The sequence below is a fragment of the Fenollaria sp. C0166D3 genome (assembly GCF_056590255.1).
On the sequence record NZ_JBWPVU010000011.1, the window covers coordinates 1 to 18241 of the forward strand.

The following is an 18241-nucleotide window of genomic DNA, read 5'->3' on the forward strand; positions in this document are numbered from 1 at the left end:
TCATTAAATTTTAAGACACCAAACCAAGTTGTAAAAGAATATTTTTCTAAGTGTAACATATGTCTTGACAATTAAGAGAAAAGTAAATTGATTTAAATATAATTATTATTGATAAATAACTTTCATATGTGATATAATGTCTTAAGAGGTGTGAGTATGAACGGAAAATATTTAATTAAAACAGCATTTATTATTTTACTAGCATTCACTATAGCTAATGTAGTATACAAACCTATAGCTGAGTATACTGTTCCAGCATTACTTATTGTTGACCTTCTTTTAATTGTTGGTTTATGCACAAGTAAGCCTGAGAGAAAGGAGAAGAAGACTGATGAAAAATAAATTATCACAGTTCTTAGTTGATGCAAAGGAATGCCTTGTAAAGACAGTTGACATGCTTAGCAAGGACTTTGATTATGTATCGATACTTGCTACTGATACTGACTCAACTAATTACATGGTATCAAAGAGCATAACACGTGTTGGCGAAGGCATGGACAGCGAGAGAGGTTTTGTAGCACGTGTATATAATAATGATTATTATGGTGAAGTATCTTTTGACAAGCTTCAAAGCCCAGAAGAGCTCTCCAAAATGATAAAAAAAGAAATTACTGAAAATTATAAATTTTATAAAGAGAACAATTTCTCTATGAGAAAATATTCTTTAATCGATGAGGAAGACTTTATTAAGGATTTTTCATCTGATTTAGAGATTTCTCTTGATGAGATGAGCGTTCAAGAGAAAATAAATTATTTAACCGATATAAAAGACAAGATGCTTAAAGAGTCTGATCTAGTTGTTTCTGCGAGAGCTATGTACATAGAAACTGAAGTGAGAAAGCTTTTTGTTTCTAAAAAGATGTGTTTAAATCAAGCATATACTTTTACTAGCGTTATGGCTGAGGCTGACGTTCAAAAGGATGACGACTTTAGATATGATTACAAGAGCGTAAGCAGATTAGGCGGTTTGGAAGTACTTAAGGAGCTTGACAATATCTATAAAGAAGTGGTTCATAATGCGATTGAACTTCTTGGTTCAGAACTTGTTAAACCTGGTTACTATGATTTAATTAGTGCGCCAGACATCACAGGTTTACTTGCTCATGAGGCTTTTGGCCACGGGGTAGAGATGGATATGTTTGTTAAGGACAGAGCTTTGGCAAAGGACTATGTCAATAAAAGAGTGGCAAGTGACATAACTACGATGCATGACGGTGCCACAGCTATTGGCGAATGCTCAAGCTACAGCTTTGACGATGAAGGCACTTTAGCATCTGATACTGTTATTATTGAAAATGGTATACTTAGAAGAGGTATGGCGGATAAACTGTCTGCAATGTCTTTGGGCGTTAAGCCAACTGGCAATGGCAAGAGAGAATCTTTCAGAAGAAAGGCTTATACAAGAATGACAAACACTTTCTTTGAAGGCGGTAAGGACAGCGTTGACGATATGATCAAGTCCATTGACTACGGATTTTTACTTGACGGCATGAACAATGGTATGGAAGACCCTAAGAACTGGGGAATTCAATGCACTGCCATGAAAGCGAGAGAGATAAAGGACGGTAAATTAACTGGAAAAGTATTTAGTCCAGCAACACTAACAGGCTATGTACCTGATGTGCTTGAGTCTATATCCATGGTTTCTGGCGAAATCGAAATGAATGGCTCGGGCTACTGTGGCAAAGGCTATAAGGAATGGGTTAAGACTTCAACTGGTGGCAGCTACTTAAAATTTAAGGGGAGATTAAGCTAATGGACAGAATTAAAAATATTATCGATATAATAAAAGAAAATAAAGAAATCTCTGATTTTAAGTTAATTAGGAAGAAAACATCTAGCAAGGAGCTTTTCTTAATAAGAGATCAGGTAGATATGGACAGAAGCGTTGAGACTGATGACGTGAGTGTGACTATATATGCTGATACTGAAGAAGATGGCAAAAAATTTAGAGGAGACTCTTCATTTAACACAGCTCCATCGGATTCAGACGAAGAAATTGCTAGAAAAGTAGCTCTTGCTTATGAGAGAGCAAAATTCATAAAGAACAAGCACTTTCCTTTAGCTGAAGGCACAGAATTAGTAGATGAAAAAGCTTATATAGATGAGCTTGAGACTATAAAAAAGGTGAAGGACATAGTTTACAAAGACTATGGAACTAAATCTAAGATAAACTCATGCGAAATCTTTGTTAATAATATAGAAGAAAATCTTGTGAACTCAAGGGGCTGCGACTGCAAGTCTAAAAAGAGCGAGATAATTGTCGAATCAATTGCTGATGCGTGCGGTGAAGCAGGTTCGATTGAAGTTTACAGAATGTTTACTTTTTCTAAGCTAAATGAAAAAGAATTTGAAGAAAATATTTACGAAGAGCTTAAAGAGGCAGAGGACAGAGCTATGTCTAAGCCAGCTGAGCCTATCGAGGCAGTTGATGTAATCATCACTGGTCTAGATGTTCCAGCCTTCTTTAACTTTTATAATTATCAAGCGAGCGGCTCTACTCATTATATGAAGCTAAATAAGCTAAAATTAAATGAAGAGGCGCATAAAGGTGCTAAGGGAGATCTTGTAAATATCACTCTAAAGCCTGAAATTGAAGGCTCCGTTCACAATAGCAAATACGATAGTGACGGCGTTAAGCTAAAAGAAACGCAAATATTTAAGGACGGCAAGATGATAAACGTATCTGCCGGTCAAAGATTCGCCTCATACATGGGTATTGAAGCTACAGGTAATTTAGTAAATATCGAAGTGGCTCCTGGCTCTATGTCAATAGATGAGATGAGAAAGACTAGACATCTTGAGATAAAGAGTTTCTCGAGCTTTCAAGCAGATGCTTCTATAGGTATATTTGGCGGTGAGTTTAGATTAGCTAAGTACTTTGACGGCAAAGAGACAAAAATTATCAACAACGGAGCTTTCTCAGCAAATATCATGGACAAGGGACTAGATATGTATTTTTCTAAAGAAATGATTCATATAGATAATTACTATGGACCAAAATATATTTTAATTAAGGATGTGAACATAGGATAATGTCATACAAAGAAGATTTTATACATTTAATGCTTAAATCGGATGTTTTAAAGTTTGGCGACTTCAAGACTAAGTCTGGAAGGATGAGTCCATACTTTATTAACACTGGATTTTTTAATAATTCTGAAGAGATAGCAAAGCTTGGGGACTTTTATGCCAAAGCTTATATGGACAATATTAAATTAGATAAGCCTTTGCTATTTGGCCCAGCATATAAGGGCATACCGCTAGTAGTTTCTTGTGCTGTAAGTCTTTACAAGAACTATGGCCTTGAGATCGGCTACTCATTTAACAGAAAAGAAGCAAAGGACCACGGCGAAAAAGGTATATTCGTTGGAGAGACTCCAAATGCTGACTCAGATGTAGTCATTATCGAGGATGTAATCACTGCAGGAACTGCTGTTAGAGAGTCTATCGATATACTTAAAAACTACGACGCAAAAGTTAAGGCTCTGATCATCTCTGTTAATAGGATGGAGAGAGGTACTGGAGACAAGTCAGCAATTCACGAGCTTGAAGACGACTATGGTGTTAAAGTTTATTCGATACTTGATATAAAATTCATCGCTGATTACTTAAGAAATAAAGAGATAGATGGCAAAGTATATATAGATGAAGAGATGTACTCAAAGATCATGAAGCATCTTGATACTTATAAGGAAAGATAATGCAGATAGAGAATAAAAATCTTGAGACGGCCATAACATTCGTAATTCTAACTTTGACCATGCTATTAACTAGGTACTTAGGCGTGTTTGCGATGCCACTAGTGCTTGGCGCTTACCTAATGAACTCAATCGCGAATAAAGACTACAGTTCCATATATCTTTACATGGCTTCACTTGGCGTTTTGGCAATATTTCTAGAGCCGGTCTTCATATTTGAAAAGGCCATACTTGGACTGCCATTCTTAATAATTGCGGTTAAGCTGATTAAGAATAATATGAGGGGCGACAAGCTGCTTATAGCCATGACACTAACTTTGGTTGTCTCGAGCATAATATATATAATAGTTTTAAGAGAGTATTTCGATGTAAATCTCATCGAAAAGTTCAATGCAAGGCTCGATAAGCAGATGGCGCTCGTGAGCTCTTACGAGGGCGACTTGGTCTTTGACAAGGACATGGTCATTATGGCGTATCAAGAGTTTAAGAAATACTTAGCAAGCACTGTGTTTTTACTAGCTTTTGTATCGGCCTTCATAGCTTTAAAACTGCCTCATTATATAATCAGAAAAAGAGGCGACGTCAATATTACAGAGCCATTCGTAGAAGCTTTAAAGCTAAAGAAATCAGCATTTTACTTAATGCTAGCAATATTAGTCATATTTATGCTAACAAATTTAGGACTAAATCAGCTTATAGTTGACAATATATCTTTGATGATATTCATGAGCTTTGCTATACAGGGCCTATCTTTTGTAATGTTCTTATTAAAGATACGTTACAAAAAGAAGACGGCGGCAAATTTTTACTTTGCATTTTCAATATTTTTTGTAGGAATTATGTTTTTCATGAATATTATATTCGGCTTTATTGATGGAACTACAAGGATAAGGGGTGCGTAAAATGTTCAAAAAAATCGAAGCATACGTTAAAGAAAATTTAATAGAGGTAATTTTCGAGCTAGTTCTTGTCATAATGCTCATGATACTAAACATCATCATCGGCTTTATCGCACTTGTCATCTTTGTCTCACTGCACATTAGGTTTTTACAAAACTTTGAAGACCAAACTACACTTAGACAAAAGAACTTTGAAAATATCGAGGAGACCATCGACTCATTAACAAAGCAAGCGGTATTCAAGATGCCATTCCCTATGGTTATAATTAAGCAAGACGGTGAAATTAACTGGTATAACAGTAAATTTATAAAGATGCTAGAAAATGAAGATGAGCCAGAGAACAACATACTTGACGCTATATCATCACTAAACCTTAATGAGATATTAGGTGCAGGCGATGAGCCTTTAAAGATATTATACAGAGATAATTATTATCAAGTTTATGTGAATAAGGTAAAATTGAAAGACAGCAAGGATGGAGAGATGCTTCTTCTTTACTGGATTAACAGAACTGACCTTAAAGAAGCGAAGGACACTATTGACAAGGAAAAGATAGCGACTATACTTCTTTACATCGATAACCTTGATGAAGTTAAAAGCAGTGTTGAAGACAGCCTTAGAGCGACTATCACTGGCAATGTTGAGACTGAAATTATCAACTACTTCAATGGCTATGATGCGACTGTTAGAAAATATGATGACGACAGGTATTTAATAATTGCAAATAACGAAAATCTTCAAAAGATTATACAAAAGAAGTTTGATATACTTGACAGGGTTCGTGACTTAAAGGTACAAAGCATAATACCACTAACTCTTTCAATTGCTGCGACTACTGATGGAGAGACGCCTCTTGAGCAATACGAAATCGCTAGAAACACCATGGACATAGCTTTAGGTAGAGGCGGTGACCAAGCTGTTCTTAGAAGAGCACACAATTACGAGTACTTTGGCGGAAAATCGAAGGCTGTTGAAAAAACTACTAAGGTTAAGGCAAGAGTCGTTGGTGGCGCGCTTAGATCACTTATTGATGATGCATCAAACGTAATTATTATGCCTCATAAAAATGCGGACATGGACGCGATCGGCTCAGCCATCGGCGTAGTGAAGCTTGTTAGAATGAGGGGCAAAACTCCTTATATCGCACTTAACTCGGTCAATATGAGTATTAGAAATATCATGGCAAGGATAAATGAAGAAGAAAGCCTAAAGGGTGTTGTAAAGCCTGAGGGAGAACTTATTGGCTTAATCGATGAAAAGACTTTACTAATAGTTGTCGATCATCACAAGAAGTCCATCTCCGAGGCACCAGACCTAGTTGATCAAATAAAGGACAGAGTAGTAATTGACCACCATAGAAGAAGTGGCGAGTTTATTGAATCGACTGAACTTGTCTTCTTAGAGCCATATGCATCGAGTACGTCTGAGCTTGTTACAGAGCTATTCACATATATGACTGACAATGTAGTTTTAAGTAAATTCGAGGCAGAGGCACTACTTGCGGGCATCACTGTTGATACAAAGAACTTCACTGTTCAAACGGGTGTAAGGACATTCGAAGCGGCATCTATGCTTAGAAGGTTCGGAGCTGACCCAGAAGTAGTTAAGAAGTACTTTAAAGAAGATTACTTAGTTATTAAGAATAGGGCTGACATAGTTAGACAGTCAGAAATATTTATGGACGATACTATCATCGGTATACTTGAAGATAAGGTTGATAACTCAATACTTATAGCGGCACAAGCGGCTGATGAGATGCTAAGCATCAATGGCATGAAGGCATCTTTCGTTGCGGTTAAGGTCTCAAATAACGAAACGCACGTATCAGCTAGATCACTTGGTGAGATAAGCGTACAATTGATTATGGAAAAGCTTGGTGGCGGCGGACACTTGAATCAAGCAGCAACTAGGATAGACTTGTCAGTTGATTTGGCTGTTGAAGAACTAAAGAGAAAAATAAAAGAATATAAAGACGAAGAAAATGAATCTAAGAAAGAAGAAGGTGTTAAATAATGAAAGTTATACTTATAGAAGACGTTAAGGGCCTTGGCAAAAAAGGTGAAATGGTTAATAGCAAGGACGGTTATGCGAGAAACTTCTTATTTCCAAAGAAACTTGCTCTAGAAGCAACAGATGAGAACGTTAAGCAATGGAAGGAAGAGCAAGCCAAACTAAAGGCCAAGATTGAACAAGAGACTAAAGAAGCAAATGCAATCAAAGCAGATATAGAAAAGAAAGTCTTAAAGATGAAGGCTGAAGGCGGAGCAACTGGCAAATTATTTGGCGCAGTTACTTCACAAGACATACAAAAGGCTTTACTTGAAGAATTTGGCCTAGACATTGATAAAAGAAAGATAGAAATGAAGGAAAATATCAAACAAGCAGGTGTATATACTGTAGTTTTGAGACTATATCCACAAATAACAGCTAATTTAAGAGTTAATATAAGTATATAGGGGAGTACTATGGAAGTTTTAAGAGAATTACCTAACAACTTAATAGTTGAGCAGGAAGTTTTAGCAAATGCAATGCAAAATAAGACTGCTGCTGTCAAGGCCATTGAAGGACTTAACGAAGGAGACTTTTATAATGATCTTCATAGAAAGATATTCAATGCGATTAGGACTTTATTCTCTTTAAACAAGCCCATAGACCTATTGACGGTAACAGAAACGCTTGAAACGAGTGAGAATGTTGATGCTGAGACGATTAAGTACATTGCGAGCATCTATGCAAACAACGAAGGACTTAGCTCAAACCAAGATACTTATATAGATATACTTAAGGAAAAATCTATACTTAGGAGCCTTGCAGAATTTTCAGACGAGATCAAGGCTTTGTCGCTTGAAGATAAATCGCCTGCTAAGAACGTTCTTGAAAAGGCAGAGAAAGGACTTTTTGAAATCTCTCAAGGAGGTCTAAGAAACTCATTAACTGCTCTTGATGTAATTATGAGCGATACAGTTCAAACAATTATGAAGAGGGTTCAAAACAGAGGCGAGCTAAGCGGTGTAACTACAGGATTTACTGATCTTAACTCCTTATTAGGCGGCTTCCAAAAGTCAGACCTAGTACTATTGGCGGCGAGACCATCTATGGGTAAGACAGCTCTTGCTGTTAACCTTGCTGTAAACGCGGCCAAAGCGGGCAAAAAAGTTGCTATGTTTTCACTTGAAATGAGTAAGACGCAAATTGGTCAAAGAATATTAGCCTCGTTCGCACAAATGAATTTATCGAGTCTATTCAAGGGCGAGCTTGAAGGCCAAGATCTTGTCAATCTGATTACTGCATCGAATGAACTATCAAAGTATAGTCTTCATATCGATGACACGGCAGCCATCTCCCTAATAGAGCTTAAGGCAAAGCTAAGACGACTTAAGATGGAAGAGGGACTAGACCTAGTTGTTATCGACTACTTACAGCTTATGACGACTGGCGAAAGGATTGAGAATAGAGTTCAAGAAATTTCACAAATATCAAGAGGCCTTAAGGCCATAGCGAAGGAGCTGGATGTACCAGTACTAGCACTTTCACAGCTATCGAGAGCCTTGGAGCAAAGACCGGATAAAAGACCTAAGCTATCTGACCTAAGAGAGTCAGGTGCCATAGAGCAAGACGCCGACATAGTTATGTTCCTTTACAGAGACTACGTTTACAATAAAGAGACAGAAAATCCAAATCTAGCAGAAGTGATCGTTTCGAAGCACAGAAACGGTCCTATTGGCGCGGTCAACTTAATCTGGAAGGATGAGTACACAAGGTTCTTTGACGTTTCGAACAAGGCTTATGAAGGATAATGAGTACAGGATAAAGCCACTCGAGCTCGAAGACGCCTACAGGTTTAGAGGCTGGGAGCGAGGCAACTACTACCTCTTAAACGATTACGATTTCATCTATGAAGAGGACTGGGAAGTAAAAGCGTGGCTCAAGACTAAGAAGGGCTTCTTTAAACGCTATTTTGCAATTTATTATGATGATAAGGCCATTGCCTACATCGGTTTAAAAAAGATAAATTATATATTAAGAAGCGCAGAACTATCCATAGTTATGGATGTGGCATGGCAAAACCATGGCCATGGCTATAAGATACTAGAAGAATTTTTAACTTATGCTTTCACTGATTTAAAGATGAGAAGGATATGGCTGGACGTAAACGCCTTTAATGAGAAGGCCATACACTTATATAAAAAGCTAGGCTTTAGGAAGAAGGCCTACTACTTAGATACATACAACATTCAAGACATTGACAAGACTAGAGAAGAATACATAGAACATCAAGATGAGTTTAGAGAAGAGGGCAAGGAGCTTTTGTCATTTGTCTACACTTACGAGATAAAGAGAGGTGAGTTTTTTGAGCTTCACGCTAGAGAAAATTAATTCAAATTTATTAGATACAAGAGTTAACAACATTTTTATAAGCGAGTTTATGCCGCAAGCGGACGGTACTTTCGTCAAAGTATATCTCCTTGCTTTAAGATTTGCACAAGACGATGACATAGAGGCGAGCAATGAAAAGATAGCCGAAGTTTTAAAAATTCCTGTTATAGATGTCGCCAATGCATGGAGGTTTTGGAAATCGGTTGGCATAGTTGACTTCGAGGACGATGGCCTTAGCTACAACTTTGATGTCATCTTTAAAGACTTAAAAGCGCTATACCTTGGAGGGGCTTCTTCAGATAAGGGCACAAGCAGCATGAGTCAAAATACTTTTGATGACGAGATCGACATCGATGAAGATGATTTAAGCAGTGACACAAAATTAATTATAGAAGTAAATAAGGACGAAGGCGTTAAAAAGATGTTTCAAGATGTCGCTCACATCGTTAGAAGGCCGCTTAACACTCAAGAGAAGATCAAGATCATCAAGTGGCTTCGCGACTACAACATTAGCTGTGAGATGATATCACACGCTTACTCATACGCTTATGACATACTTAAGAAGAAGTCGCCAGCTTATGTTGAGACCATCATCATGAACTGGTATGACAAGGGATACACTAACCTTTCTCAAGTGATGAGCGACTTTAACGTGATGAACGACAGCCAAAGAAATTACAATAAGCTTATGCAGTCATTAGCAATGCCGTTTAAAAATGTATCTGATTTTGAAAAGAAGATCATAGATAAGTGGTATGATGACTTTAATTATGGTAATGACATCATCTTAAAGGCTGCCGAGAACTTTATCTACACATCAAAACCTTCTATAGCCTACCTCGACGCAATACTTGAGGCGTGGCACAAAGAAGGCATAAAGACTGTTGAAGACGCCGAGAGAACAAATGAGCTATATAGGTCGGACAGAAAGACTAATAATACTAAGAAGCCAAAGGCGAGGGCTAAGGATTTTGACGAGAGAGAATACCCAGACGACTACCTAAGCGATACCTATGAAGGCAATTGGAGGAAGTAGCATGACTTTGTTAGATGATGTTTATAGACAAAAAGCGAATATTAAGAACATTAGAGAGAGGGAAAGAAGTGAAAGGGTCCAAGCTATATACAAGAACTACCCAGAGCTTTTAAGCCTTGAAAATGAAAAGAACGAAGTGCTTAATGACTTTGCGTCTATGAATTTTACAAATTATGAAGATATTAATAAAAAGATACTAAATATAGAAGCTAAAAAGCAAAAGCTTATCGAGGAATATGGGCTTGCAGATGCTTTCAAAGTGCACTACGACTGCGAAAAATGTGAGGACACCGGCATATATCAGTCAAAGAGATGTTCCTGCATTGACGAGATGCTAAGAGAAAAGATGCTTGAGACAAATGAACTCAATACTGAGATGAGGGAGAAGAGCTTTGAAAACTTCGATGCCAATATATTTACAGACGATATTAGAGATGAAATGCTTGAGATAAAGAAGAGTCTTGAGGATTATGCAGATAATTTCCATAATGAACACAAATCCATCTTCTTTTTCGGTGATGTGGGTACGGGCAAATCCTTTATGGCGGTTTCACTTGCAAAGAGGCTTATAGAGAAGCTTGTCAATGTTACATACATCGGTTCTTATGAGATGTGCCAAACCATAAATGAGGCTATATTTAAGGCAGATGGCGATGCAATAACGAAGAGAGATCTTTTTTACAACACGGACTTTTTAATCATTGATGACCTTGGAACCGAGATAGACACACAGATTAGCTCGAAGTCTATACTCGATTTGATTAACTATAGACTTAGTAAAAACCTAAAGACGCTTATCACAAGCAACTTAAATGTTGACGCTATAAAAGAAAAGTACGGCGAGAGACTATCGTCGAGGATACTGTCAAATTACTATATATATCGCTTTAAAGGACGCGATTTAAGATTAAGATAAGGAGTGATTTTATGCTAGATATAAAAAGAATCAGAAAAAATCCTGAAGAAGTTTTAGAAGCTTTAAAGAAAAGACACGGAAGCTTCCCTATCGAAGAGCTTCTTGAAGAAGATAAGAAGAGAAGAGAGCTTCTAACAGTTGTTGAGACTATGAAGCAAAAGCAAAATGCGATTTCGAAGGAAGTGCCTAAGCTTAAGAAGGCTGGCGAAGACGTTAGCAAAATCTTTGAAGAGATGAAAGAGCTTTCAAATGAAATCAAAGATTATGATGCAAAAGTTAAGGAAATCGACGAGAAGATAGCTGACTACCTACTAAGCATACCAAACGTTCCTAACAAGGACGTTGTCTTTGGTAAGGATGATAGCGATAACGTCGAAGTAAAGAAGTATGGTACGCCAACTGAGTTTGACTTCGAGCCAAAAGCTCACTGGGACTTAGGAACAGACCTTGATATACTTGACTTTGATAGAGCTGGAAAGATATCTGGATCAAGATTTTCTATATTCAAAGGCGATGGAGCAAGACTTGAAAGAAGCTTAATTCAATTCATGCTTGATCTTCATACGCTTGAACAAGATTACACTGAGATGAGTACACCGTTTATGGTCAATAGAGCATCGATGCTAGGTACAGGACAATTGCCAAAGTTTGAAGACGATATGTTCTACTTGCCATCAAAGGACTTTTTCCTTGTGCCAACAGCAGAAGTGCCTCTAACAAATATGCTTAGAGACGAAATTGTTGACGTGAGCGAATTGCCTATAAACATAACTGAGTACACACCATGCTTTAGACAAGAAGCGGGCGCTGCAGGTAGAGACAACAGAGGCCTTATTCGTAACCACCAATTCGATAAGGTTGAACTTGTTAAGTTCGTTGAGCCACAAACAAGCTACGACGAATTACAAAAGCTACTTGGTGATGCAGAAGCTGTACTTCAAAAGCTTGAAATACCTTACAGAGTCGTTCAACTATCGACAGGCGACCTAGGTTTTTCATCGGCAATGACATACGACATAGAAGTTTGGATGCCAAGCTATGGCAGATACGTTGAAATATCAAGCTGCTCGAACTTTGAGGACTTCCAAGCAAGAAGAGCCAACATTAGATATAGAAATGCCGATGGCAAATTAAACTTCGTTCACACACTTAACGGCTCAGGCCTTGCAGTAGGAAGAACATTTGCAGCACTTGTAGAAAACTATCAAAATAAAGATGGTTCGATCACTATACCAAAGGCACTACAAAAGTACTTTGGCAAGGACCGCATAGTTAAAAAAGAAAAATAGAGTAAGCTAAGCAAAAAAAATAAAATAGTCAAAACAAATAGAGAAAGTAAAATAAGTAAAGAAAGTAAAATAACTAAACAAAGCAAAAATAAATTAGAGCTATGTATATCACTTGATACGCATAGCTCTTTTAATTTATCTTGATTACAATCTAGTCTTCATTTACATAAGCCTTCACTATCTCACCAATATAGACGTAGTGAAAGTCATGCTCTGGATAATTCTTCTTAATTATGTCTTGATCGACGAAGCTCTCCTCATGAAGCTTGCCTCTGTAAACCTTTCTGCATACCAAAACCATCTTCGCTTCCTTAAAGTAAACACTGCCATCACTAAAGACAGGCGTCAAAGATGTCTTAGCAAGCTTATCTTCATCGCGTCCGCTATGAGTGCCAAGGTACATTAAGTCCTTTTTGTACGCCGCATCAAAAAAGCTTAGCGTGTAGTAATTTTCCTTGTCAACAAAGGTCCTCGTATACCTTTGCGGTCTTAAGTAGATGACCGACGTAGGCATATCGCCATTCCATATGGCACCCAAGTGGCCCCATTGCGCAGTCATCGTGTTAAACGACTTTTCATTACCAGCGCTAACAAGCATCCATTCTTTGCCAATCAGCGTCATCGGATTAAATTTTAACTCCTTCATATCAATAGCTTTTAAGCTCATACCATCACCCCTTATATAAATTATATCACAAAGAGCATGAATATATTACTTAAAATTTACATTGCTAGTCTAGAAAAATATTTTTCTTTGTGTTATAATAATCTTTGGTGAGTATATGAATTTATTAGTCGAAATATTTTTAGTGTTTTTCAAGATAGGCCTCTTTAGCTTCGGCGGGGGCTATGCTATGATGCCGCTTTTTGAAAAAGAGATCATCAATGGACTTCAGTGGATAAGCTACTCAGACTTTATAGACATAGTTGCCATAGCACAAACAACGCCCGGACCCTTCGCGGTTAACTCAGCTACCTTCATCGGCAACAAGCTAGCAGGCTTTTGGGGCAGCGTTGTAGCGACACTTGGAGTAACACTACCTAGCTTTATCATCATGAGCATAATATTTTTGACCATAAACAAGTTTAGAGACTCAAATGCAATCAAAGTATCGATTAGAGGCATAAGACCAGTCGTCTTAGCACTTGTCTTAGCGGCAGTCGTTACCATTGGCAAGGGCGCCATCATCGACTACAAGTCTATAATCATAGCCATCGTTGCCTTTATCTTAGTTAGAGTCAAAAAGCTTAACCCCATACTTCTTATGGCTGTAGGCTTTTTAGTCGGCATAGTGATTTACAGGTGATGATATGAAGATACTTGATTTATTTTTTACATTCTTTAAAATAGGTGCCTTCACTTTGGGAGGTGGCTTTCCCATGCTACCAATAATTGAGCGTGAGATAGTTACCAAGAAAAAACTGATGTCAGACGAAGAGTACATAGACTCGATAAGCCTTGCGCAAACAGCTCCAGGGCCTATCGCAGCAAACATCTCGATACTAGTAGGCTACAGGATATATGGCTTTTGGGGCGCGATCGCTGCCTTTTTTGGCGCAGTACTGCCAAGCTTTATGATCATACTAGTCATATCGCACTTCTTTATGGGCGTGCAAGACAGTCCATATGTGCAAGCAGCCTTCAAAGGCGTTAGACCAGTTGTGTGCGCACTAGTATTTGCAGCGCTTGTAGGCTTAGTAGAAAAGGCCCACTTAAACAAATTCGAGTACGCAATAAGCATATTAGCTTTTTTAATAGTTGTGTTTTTAGATGTCAATCCCATCTTCGTCATCATTGGCGGCGTTGTGATTGCCTTAAGCAAAGATAAATTTATTAATAAATAGAAATAGGAGGTTATTATGGATTTATTTGAAGAATTAAAAGTTGAAGTAAAAGAAAAACATCCATCGATCGTTTTTCCAGAAGGTGAAGATGAAAGAGTTTTAAAGGCTGCTTTCAGATTAAAAGAAGAAAATATCTTAGAACCAATAGTTCTAGGCAAGAGAAGCGAGGTAGAAGAAACTGCAAAGGCTATAGGCAAGGACCTTGCTAATATCAATTTCATCGATCCAGCTGAAGCTAAGGACATTGATGAGATGGCTCAAAAGTTCTTTGAAAGAAGAAAGGGCAAGATTACTTTAGAAGACGCTAAGGCGCTACTTCTTAAGGACGTTAATTACTTCGGAACTATCTTAGTATATATGAATAAGGCAGATGGCCTTGTATCAGGCGCTGCACATGCAACAAGTGATACAGTTAGACCAGCACTTCAAATCATTAAGATGAAGGAAGGCTACAAGAAGACTTCAGGCGTTTTCGTTATGGTTAAGGGCGACGAAAGATATATTTTCGCTGACTGCGCCATCAACATCGCACCTGACTCAAATGACATCGCTGAAACAGCTATACTATCAAACATAACAGCAAAGAGCTTCGGCGTTGATCCAAAGATCGCTCTATTAAGCTTCTCAACAAAGGGCAGTGCTAAGTCAGATGAAACAGAAAAAGTTATCAAGGCACTTGAAATAGTTAAGGAAAGAGACGCATCCATCGCCGTAGATGGAGAGCTTCAATTCGACGCAGCATTCGTACCAACAGTTGCTGAAAAGAAGGCAAATGGCTCAGACATCGCAGGCCATGCGAACGTATTCATATTCCCATCACTAGAGGCAGGTAACATTGGATACAAAATTGCACAAAGACTTGGCGGCTACGACGCTATAGGACCTATACTTCAAGGCTTAAATAGCCCAGTTAACGATTTATCAAGAGGCTGCAACTCAGACGACGTTTACAAGCTTGCTTTAATCACAGCAAAACAAGCTTTATAATGATACTCGTAATGGCAGTCGACGCCAAATGGGCGATTGGCTACAAAGGAGACATGTTAACAAGGATACCAGAGGACCTCAAGCATTTTAAAGAGATGACCATGGGCGGCGTCTTAGTCATGGGACGAAAAACCTTCGACGCGACAGGCGCACTTCCTGGCAGAGAAACGATCATCGTATCACGCTCACTTAAGGAGATGGATGGCGCTCACATAGCCCACAGCCTTGACGAGCTAAGAGAGATGATAGAAGAAAAATTTTCAGATAAGAAAATTTTCTTAGTTGGCGGCGCAAGTCTTATAGACCAGCTCATAGATGAGGTGAACGAGGCAGAGATTACTTTTATTAAGAAAGACTTCGAGCCTTATGACACAGTTATGAGGAACTTGGATGAAGATGAGGCATTTGAGCTAGTTCAAACAAGCGAAGAACATGCATATCAAGATATGAAATTTGAGTATAGAAGATACAAGAGAAAATAATTTATATTAAAGACATATGAGAGCCATATGTCTTTTCTTTTGCCATAAAGAAAAGTTTATAATATTTATAATATATGGTTTACGAATTTTTTATGCCATTTATGATATAATTAATAAAAGGGGGTCATAGTATGAAGATCAATCTCATGTCTTTAGCCTTTAAAACAAAAGACACAGAACACAACAAAAAGATTATTATAAAATTCATGCGCGAATACGCTCACAAAGCGGACTTACTTGTCTTTGGCGAGTCGTTCTTACATGGTTTTGAGGCGCTGTCTTGGGACTATGAAAAGGACAAGGCCATTGCCATAGATATAAATGATGATATTATTAAGGAAATAAAAATGGCTGCGAGGGAAAATTCTATTGCGGTGAGCTTTGGCATGATAGAAAAATTGGATGAAGCTCTTTACTCATCGCAAATAACCATTGACAAGGCTGGCGAAGTAATTGATGTCTTTAGACGCGTGTCTGATGGCTGGAAGGAACCAATAGCGGACGCTCACTACAAGGAGGGCGATGGCTTTCACACATTTACTTTTGAAGGAAAGAAAATTCTAGTTGGCATATGCGGTGATTTTTGGCACGATGAGCTCATAGAAGAGGCGGGAGCCATTGAGAAGGATCTAGTGCTTTGGCCAGTTTATACGGACTTCGAGCCGCGCATTTGGAACGAAGAAGAAAAGTTTGAGTACGCAAAACAAGCGGCTAAACTAAAGGCGCCTGTCTTGTATGTGAACTCGGTCTGCTACGATTTTGACGAGCCATATATATCTAAGGGCGGCGCATGTCATTTTGATGGCGGGGAAATTATAAAAGACGTTCCATCGGGCGCTGAGGCTGTTCTTGCCGTAGAAATTGATTAAGGAGAGAAAATATGAGAAGGGCAGATAGAGAAGTTACAGATATAAATGAAATACTTAGGATAATGAAGGACTGCGACGATGTAGTGCTTGCCTTTAACGATGAGCCATCGCCATACATCTTGGCTGTGAACTTTGGCGTCAGTGAAAATGCTGGCGAGATCACTTTATACATTCACGGCGCGACTGAAGGAAAGAAGTATGACTATCTTAAGGACGGGGCGGCTGTGAGCTTCCAAATGAGCACTAATCACAAGCTTATCATGGACAAGGAGCGCGGCTACTGCACTATGAATTACGAGTCAATCATAGGTAAGGGCGAGGTGTATGAGCTTCATGATTATGATGAGAAAGAGGCAGCGCTTGAAGTTTTAGTGCAAAAGTATCATATACCGAGCGAAAAATTTGTTTATGCAAGGGCTGCTATACCTAGGACACGCGTTTTTAAAATTTGCGTGAAAGAGTTAACTTGCAAGGCGAAGGCGTAAAATGATGACTTATGAAGACGTAGTTCGTGAGTTAAATGCAAATGCAGATGCAAAGTACAGGGACTTTATAGCTAAACTCGTTCCGACTATCGAGAAAGATACTATCATCGGAGTGCGTATGGGCGACTTAAGGCGCTTAGCTCGTGAAATTATTAAAAATTCAAATCTTGATATATTTAATGAAGCGAAATTTTATTATAGAGATGAAAAGCTTTTATACGCTCTTTGCATTTTTAAGATGAGTGAGAGCTTTGATAAAGCTATGAACGCGCTCGATGAGTTTTTGCCATACATCGATAGCTGGGAAGTAACGGACTTAATTGCAGGTGAAATAATTATTGATGAAGCACATATTGACAAAGCTTTTCAAAAGGTGCTAAGCTATGTGCATAGCTCTGATGAATACACTATTCGCCTTGGTCTAGTCATAATGAATAAAAAATATAATGACGAGGCTCACATAGATAAAATTATTGACGCAATAAAAAATATTACACTTAATACTTACTATGTCAATATGGCAGCGGCGTGGCTACTTTGTGAGCTATACTTCACCGACAAAGTTAAAGTAGATGAATTTTTATTGAGCGAGGCCATTAGCACAGAGATAAAAAAGATGACTCGGCAAAAGATACGCGAGTCACTCAAAAAGTAATACACTAAGAAAGCCAGAGACTAAACTCTGGCTTTTATCTTATTTCTTAACTTGTGCTATAATCTTAACGACATCGTCAAGGCTTGCTCCCTTATTAAATGTGAACTTACCTGATTTAAGTTTTGTGTCAAGCTTTAGCTCAACGCACTTGTTAACGAAGTCTGTTGCGCTTGATACAACGCCTTGTTGCTCAAGTATCTTACCTATCTCGCCTGGTAATGACTTAGCAGGTATATTAACTTCGATAGTTCCACCTGTTTCAGCTGGCTTTTCTTCCGCCGGTTTTTCTTCGGCCGGCTTTTCTTCGTTTGCGTCGCCTGCATTCTCTGTAGGTGTTTCTTCAGTCGCATTGGCATCACCTGCTGTCTCTACAGGCGCTTCTTCGTCACCTGTTTCAGTGTTTCCTGCAGTTTCAGGAAGCTTGTCGCCAGTATCTTCATTAGTGCCTTCGTTGTTTTGATCACCGTCTATATTTTCAACGACCTTTTTGTCGTCATTGTTATTCTCAATGTTCTTTGTTAGAGTAGAGTTGGCACCGTTGTTCACGAACAAGATGTCAAGTCTCCAGCTGATAATACATACAACAGCTATGATTACTATGAGCATAATTATGTAATCAATCGAGTTATACAAAAAGTCTTTAAATTTTTCCCAAAAATTCATTATTACACCTCTTATTTTGAAACTTTCTTTTTTTTA

The 18241-nt window shown here is 38.3% G+C and carries 21 protein-coding genes; 19 read left to right on the plus strand and 2 right to left on the minus strand.

The genetic code is table 11. The annotated features are described in order from the left end of the window. Positions 1-156 precede the first annotated feature (156 nt). Genes AC1EJ0_RS07530 through serS form a run of 12 tightly spaced genes read left to right on the plus strand, consistent with a single transcriptional unit; the run spans position 157 to position 12219 of the window. Complete coding sequence (locus AC1EJ0_RS07530; RefSeq protein WP_480023911.1) at positions 157-342, plus strand: hypothetical protein; 186 nt, start codon at positions 157-159, stop codon at positions 340-342. Next, positions 332-1756, plus strand: coding sequence for a TldD/PmbA family protein (locus AC1EJ0_RS07535; RefSeq protein ID WP_480023910.1), 1425 nt, complete (start codon positions 332-334; stop codon positions 1754-1756). The genes AC1EJ0_RS07530 and AC1EJ0_RS07535 overlap by 11 nt, the downstream gene beginning before the upstream one ends. Then, on the plus strand, positions 1756-3036 hold the full coding sequence (locus AC1EJ0_RS07540; protein WP_480023909.1) for a metallopeptidase TldD-related protein: 1281 nt from the start codon (positions 1756-1758) through the stop codon (positions 3034-3036). Before AC1EJ0_RS07535 ends, AC1EJ0_RS07540 begins: the two co-directional genes overlap by 1 nt. Further along, positions 3033-3704 carry an orotate phosphoribosyltransferase gene (gene pyrE, locus AC1EJ0_RS07545; protein WP_480023913.1) on the plus strand — a complete coding sequence of 224 codons (672 nt, stop codon included), beginning with the start codon at positions 3033-3035 and terminating at the stop codon, positions 3702-3704. Before AC1EJ0_RS07540 ends, pyrE begins: the two co-directional genes overlap by 4 nt. After that, the gene (locus AC1EJ0_RS07550) at positions 3704-4603 is read left to right on the plus strand and encodes a DUF2232 domain-containing protein (RefSeq protein ID WP_480023908.1); all 900 of its coding nucleotides are present in this window, start codon (positions 3704-3706) and stop codon (positions 4601-4603) included. Before pyrE ends, AC1EJ0_RS07550 begins: the two co-directional genes overlap by 1 nt. A 1-nt stretch (position 4604) precedes the next feature. Beyond that, the gene (locus AC1EJ0_RS07555; protein ID WP_480023907.1) at positions 4605-6614 is read left to right on the plus strand and encodes a DHH family phosphoesterase; all 2010 of its coding nucleotides are present in this window, start codon (positions 4605-4607) and stop codon (positions 6612-6614) included. Continuing rightward, positions 6614-7057 carry a 50S ribosomal protein L9 gene (rplI, locus tag AC1EJ0_RS07560; RefSeq protein ID WP_480023906.1) on the plus strand — a complete coding sequence of 148 codons (444 nt, stop codon included), beginning with the start codon at positions 6614-6616 and terminating at the stop codon, positions 7055-7057. The genes AC1EJ0_RS07555 and rplI overlap by 1 nt, the downstream gene beginning before the upstream one ends. 9 nt (positions 7058-7066) lie before the next feature. Next, positions 7067-8398, plus strand: coding sequence for a replicative DNA helicase (dnaB, locus tag AC1EJ0_RS07565; RefSeq protein WP_480023905.1), 1332 nt, complete (start codon positions 7067-7069; stop codon positions 8396-8398). Next, positions 8388-8978 (plus strand): GNAT family N-acetyltransferase, encoded by a 591-nt coding sequence (locus tag AC1EJ0_RS07570; RefSeq protein WP_480023904.1) that lies wholly within the window; start codon positions 8388-8390, stop codon positions 8976-8978. Before dnaB ends, AC1EJ0_RS07570 begins: the two co-directional genes overlap by 11 nt. After that, positions 8953-10014: a DnaD domain protein gene (locus tag AC1EJ0_RS07575; protein ID WP_480023903.1), complete on the plus strand. Its 1062-nt coding sequence runs from the start codon at positions 8953-8955 to the stop codon at positions 10012-10014. Before AC1EJ0_RS07570 ends, AC1EJ0_RS07575 begins: the two co-directional genes overlap by 26 nt. A gap of 1 nt (position 10015) precedes the next feature. Next, on the plus strand, positions 10016-10930 hold the full coding sequence (locus tag AC1EJ0_RS07580; RefSeq protein WP_480023902.1) for an ATP-binding protein: 915 nt from the start codon (positions 10016-10018) through the stop codon (positions 10928-10930). Positions 10931-10941: 11 nt separating this feature from the next. After that, the gene (gene serS, locus AC1EJ0_RS07585; protein WP_480023901.1) at positions 10942-12219 is read left to right on the plus strand and encodes a serine--tRNA ligase; all 1278 of its coding nucleotides are present in this window, start codon (positions 10942-10944) and stop codon (positions 12217-12219) included. Between the two features lie 151 nt (positions 12220-12370). Here serS and AC1EJ0_RS07590 read toward each other — a convergent pair whose 3' ends face one another. Then, positions 12371-12886, minus strand: a complete 516-nt coding sequence (locus AC1EJ0_RS07590; protein ID WP_480023900.1) for a flavin reductase — start codon at positions 12884-12886, stop codon at positions 12371-12373. A 115-nt stretch (positions 12887-13001) separates the two neighbouring features. Between AC1EJ0_RS07590 and AC1EJ0_RS07595 the strand changes: the two genes are divergently transcribed. From AC1EJ0_RS07595 to AC1EJ0_RS07625, 7 genes are all read left to right on the plus strand, one after another. Next, positions 13002-13526, plus strand: coding sequence for a chromate transporter (locus tag AC1EJ0_RS07595; RefSeq protein ID WP_480023899.1), 525 nt, complete (start codon positions 13002-13004; stop codon positions 13524-13526). 4 nt (positions 13527-13530) lie between these two features. Then, complete coding sequence (locus AC1EJ0_RS07600) at positions 13531-14064, plus strand: chromate transporter (RefSeq protein WP_294795994.1); 534 nt, start codon at positions 13531-13533, stop codon at positions 14062-14064. A 15-nt stretch (positions 14065-14079) separates the two neighbouring features. Further along, positions 14080-15051 (plus strand): phosphate acetyltransferase, encoded by a 972-nt coding sequence (gene pta / locus AC1EJ0_RS07605; RefSeq protein ID WP_480023898.1) that lies wholly within the window; start codon positions 14080-14082, stop codon positions 15049-15051. Further along, entirely contained in the window at positions 15051-15533 is a 483-nt protein-coding gene (locus AC1EJ0_RS07610; RefSeq protein ID WP_480023897.1) for a dihydrofolate reductase, read from the plus strand. The genes pta and AC1EJ0_RS07610 overlap by 1 nt, the downstream gene beginning before the upstream one ends. 131 nt (positions 15534-15664) lie before the next feature. Then, a complete protein-coding gene (locus AC1EJ0_RS07615) occupies positions 15665-16402 on the plus strand; it encodes a carbon-nitrogen hydrolase family protein (protein WP_480023896.1) in 738 nt (245 codons plus the stop codon). Between the two features lie 11 nt (positions 16403-16413). Continuing rightward, positions 16414-16887, plus strand: coding sequence for a pyridoxamine 5'-phosphate oxidase family protein (locus AC1EJ0_RS07620; protein WP_480023895.1), 474 nt, complete (start codon positions 16414-16416; stop codon positions 16885-16887). Position 16888: 1 nt separating this feature from the next. Then, on the plus strand, positions 16889-17542 hold the full coding sequence (locus AC1EJ0_RS07625; RefSeq protein WP_480023894.1) for a DNA alkylation repair protein: 654 nt from the start codon (positions 16889-16891) through the stop codon (positions 17540-17542). A gap of 39 nt (positions 17543-17581) precedes the next feature. Here AC1EJ0_RS07625 and AC1EJ0_RS07630 read toward each other — a convergent pair whose 3' ends face one another. Further along, the gene (locus AC1EJ0_RS07630) at positions 17582-18205 is read right to left on the minus strand and encodes a hypothetical protein (RefSeq protein ID WP_294984662.1); all 624 of its coding nucleotides are present in this window, start codon (positions 18203-18205) and stop codon (positions 17582-17584) included. Positions 18206-18241 lie beyond the last annotated feature (36 nt).

What these genes read in the sequence shown, in the direction of transcription:
- dnaB (WP_480023905.1), top strand. Translation starts at nt 7,067, where the DNA reads ATGGAAGTTTTAAGAGAATTACCTAACAACTTAATAGTTGAGCAGGAA.
- AC1EJ0_RS07620 (WP_480023895.1), top strand. Translation starts at nt 16,414, where the DNA reads ATGAGAAGGGCAGATAGAGAAGTTACAGATATAAATGAAATACTTAGG.
- AC1EJ0_RS07625 (WP_480023894.1), top strand. Translation starts at nt 16,889, where the DNA reads ATGATGACTTATGAAGACGTAGTTCGTGAGTTAAATGCAAATGCAGAT.
- AC1EJ0_RS07590 (WP_480023900.1), bottom strand. Translation starts at nt 12,886, where the DNA reads ATGAGCTTAAAAGCTATTGATATGAAGGAGTTAAAATTTAATCCGATG.
- serS (WP_480023901.1), top strand. Translation starts at nt 10,942, where the DNA reads ATGCTAGATATAAAAAGAATCAGAAAAAATCCTGAAGAAGTTTTAGAA.
- AC1EJ0_RS07630 (WP_294984662.1), bottom strand. Translation starts at nt 18,205, where the DNA reads ATGAATTTTTGGGAAAAATTTAAAGACTTTTTGTATAACTCGATTGAT.
- AC1EJ0_RS07535 (WP_480023910.1), top strand. Translation starts at nt 332, where the DNA reads ATGAAAAATAAATTATCACAGTTCTTAGTTGATGCAAAGGAATGCCTT.
- AC1EJ0_RS07595 (WP_480023899.1), top strand. Translation starts at nt 13,002, where the DNA reads ATGAATTTATTAGTCGAAATATTTTTAGTGTTTTTCAAGATAGGCCTC.
- AC1EJ0_RS07570 (WP_480023904.1), top strand. Translation starts at nt 8,388, where the DNA reads ATGAAGGATAATGAGTACAGGATAAAGCCACTCGAGCTCGAAGACGCC.
- AC1EJ0_RS07600 (WP_294795994.1), top strand. Translation starts at nt 13,531, where the DNA reads ATGAAGATACTTGATTTATTTTTTACATTCTTTAAAATAGGTGCCTTC.
- AC1EJ0_RS07580 (WP_480023902.1), top strand. Translation starts at nt 10,016, where the DNA reads ATGACTTTGTTAGATGATGTTTATAGACAAAAAGCGAATATTAAGAAC.
- AC1EJ0_RS07540 (WP_480023909.1), top strand. Translation starts at nt 1,756, where the DNA reads ATGGACAGAATTAAAAATATTATCGATATAATAAAAGAAAATAAAGAA.
- AC1EJ0_RS07530 (WP_480023911.1), top strand. Translation starts at nt 157, where the DNA reads ATGAACGGAAAATATTTAATTAAAACAGCATTTATTATTTTACTAGCA.
- AC1EJ0_RS07610 (WP_480023897.1), top strand. Translation starts at nt 15,051, where the DNA reads ATGATACTCGTAATGGCAGTCGACGCCAAATGGGCGATTGGCTACAAA.
- AC1EJ0_RS07555 (WP_480023907.1), top strand. Translation starts at nt 4,605, where the DNA reads ATGTTCAAAAAAATCGAAGCATACGTTAAAGAAAATTTAATAGAGGTA.
- pta (WP_480023898.1), top strand. Translation starts at nt 14,080, where the DNA reads ATGGATTTATTTGAAGAATTAAAAGTTGAAGTAAAAGAAAAACATCCA.
- AC1EJ0_RS07615 (WP_480023896.1), top strand. Translation starts at nt 15,665, where the DNA reads ATGAAGATCAATCTCATGTCTTTAGCCTTTAAAACAAAAGACACAGAA.
- AC1EJ0_RS07550 (WP_480023908.1), top strand. Translation starts at nt 3,704, where the DNA reads ATGCAGATAGAGAATAAAAATCTTGAGACGGCCATAACATTCGTAATT.
- rplI (WP_480023906.1), top strand. Translation starts at nt 6,614, where the DNA reads ATGAAAGTTATACTTATAGAAGACGTTAAGGGCCTTGGCAAAAAAGGT.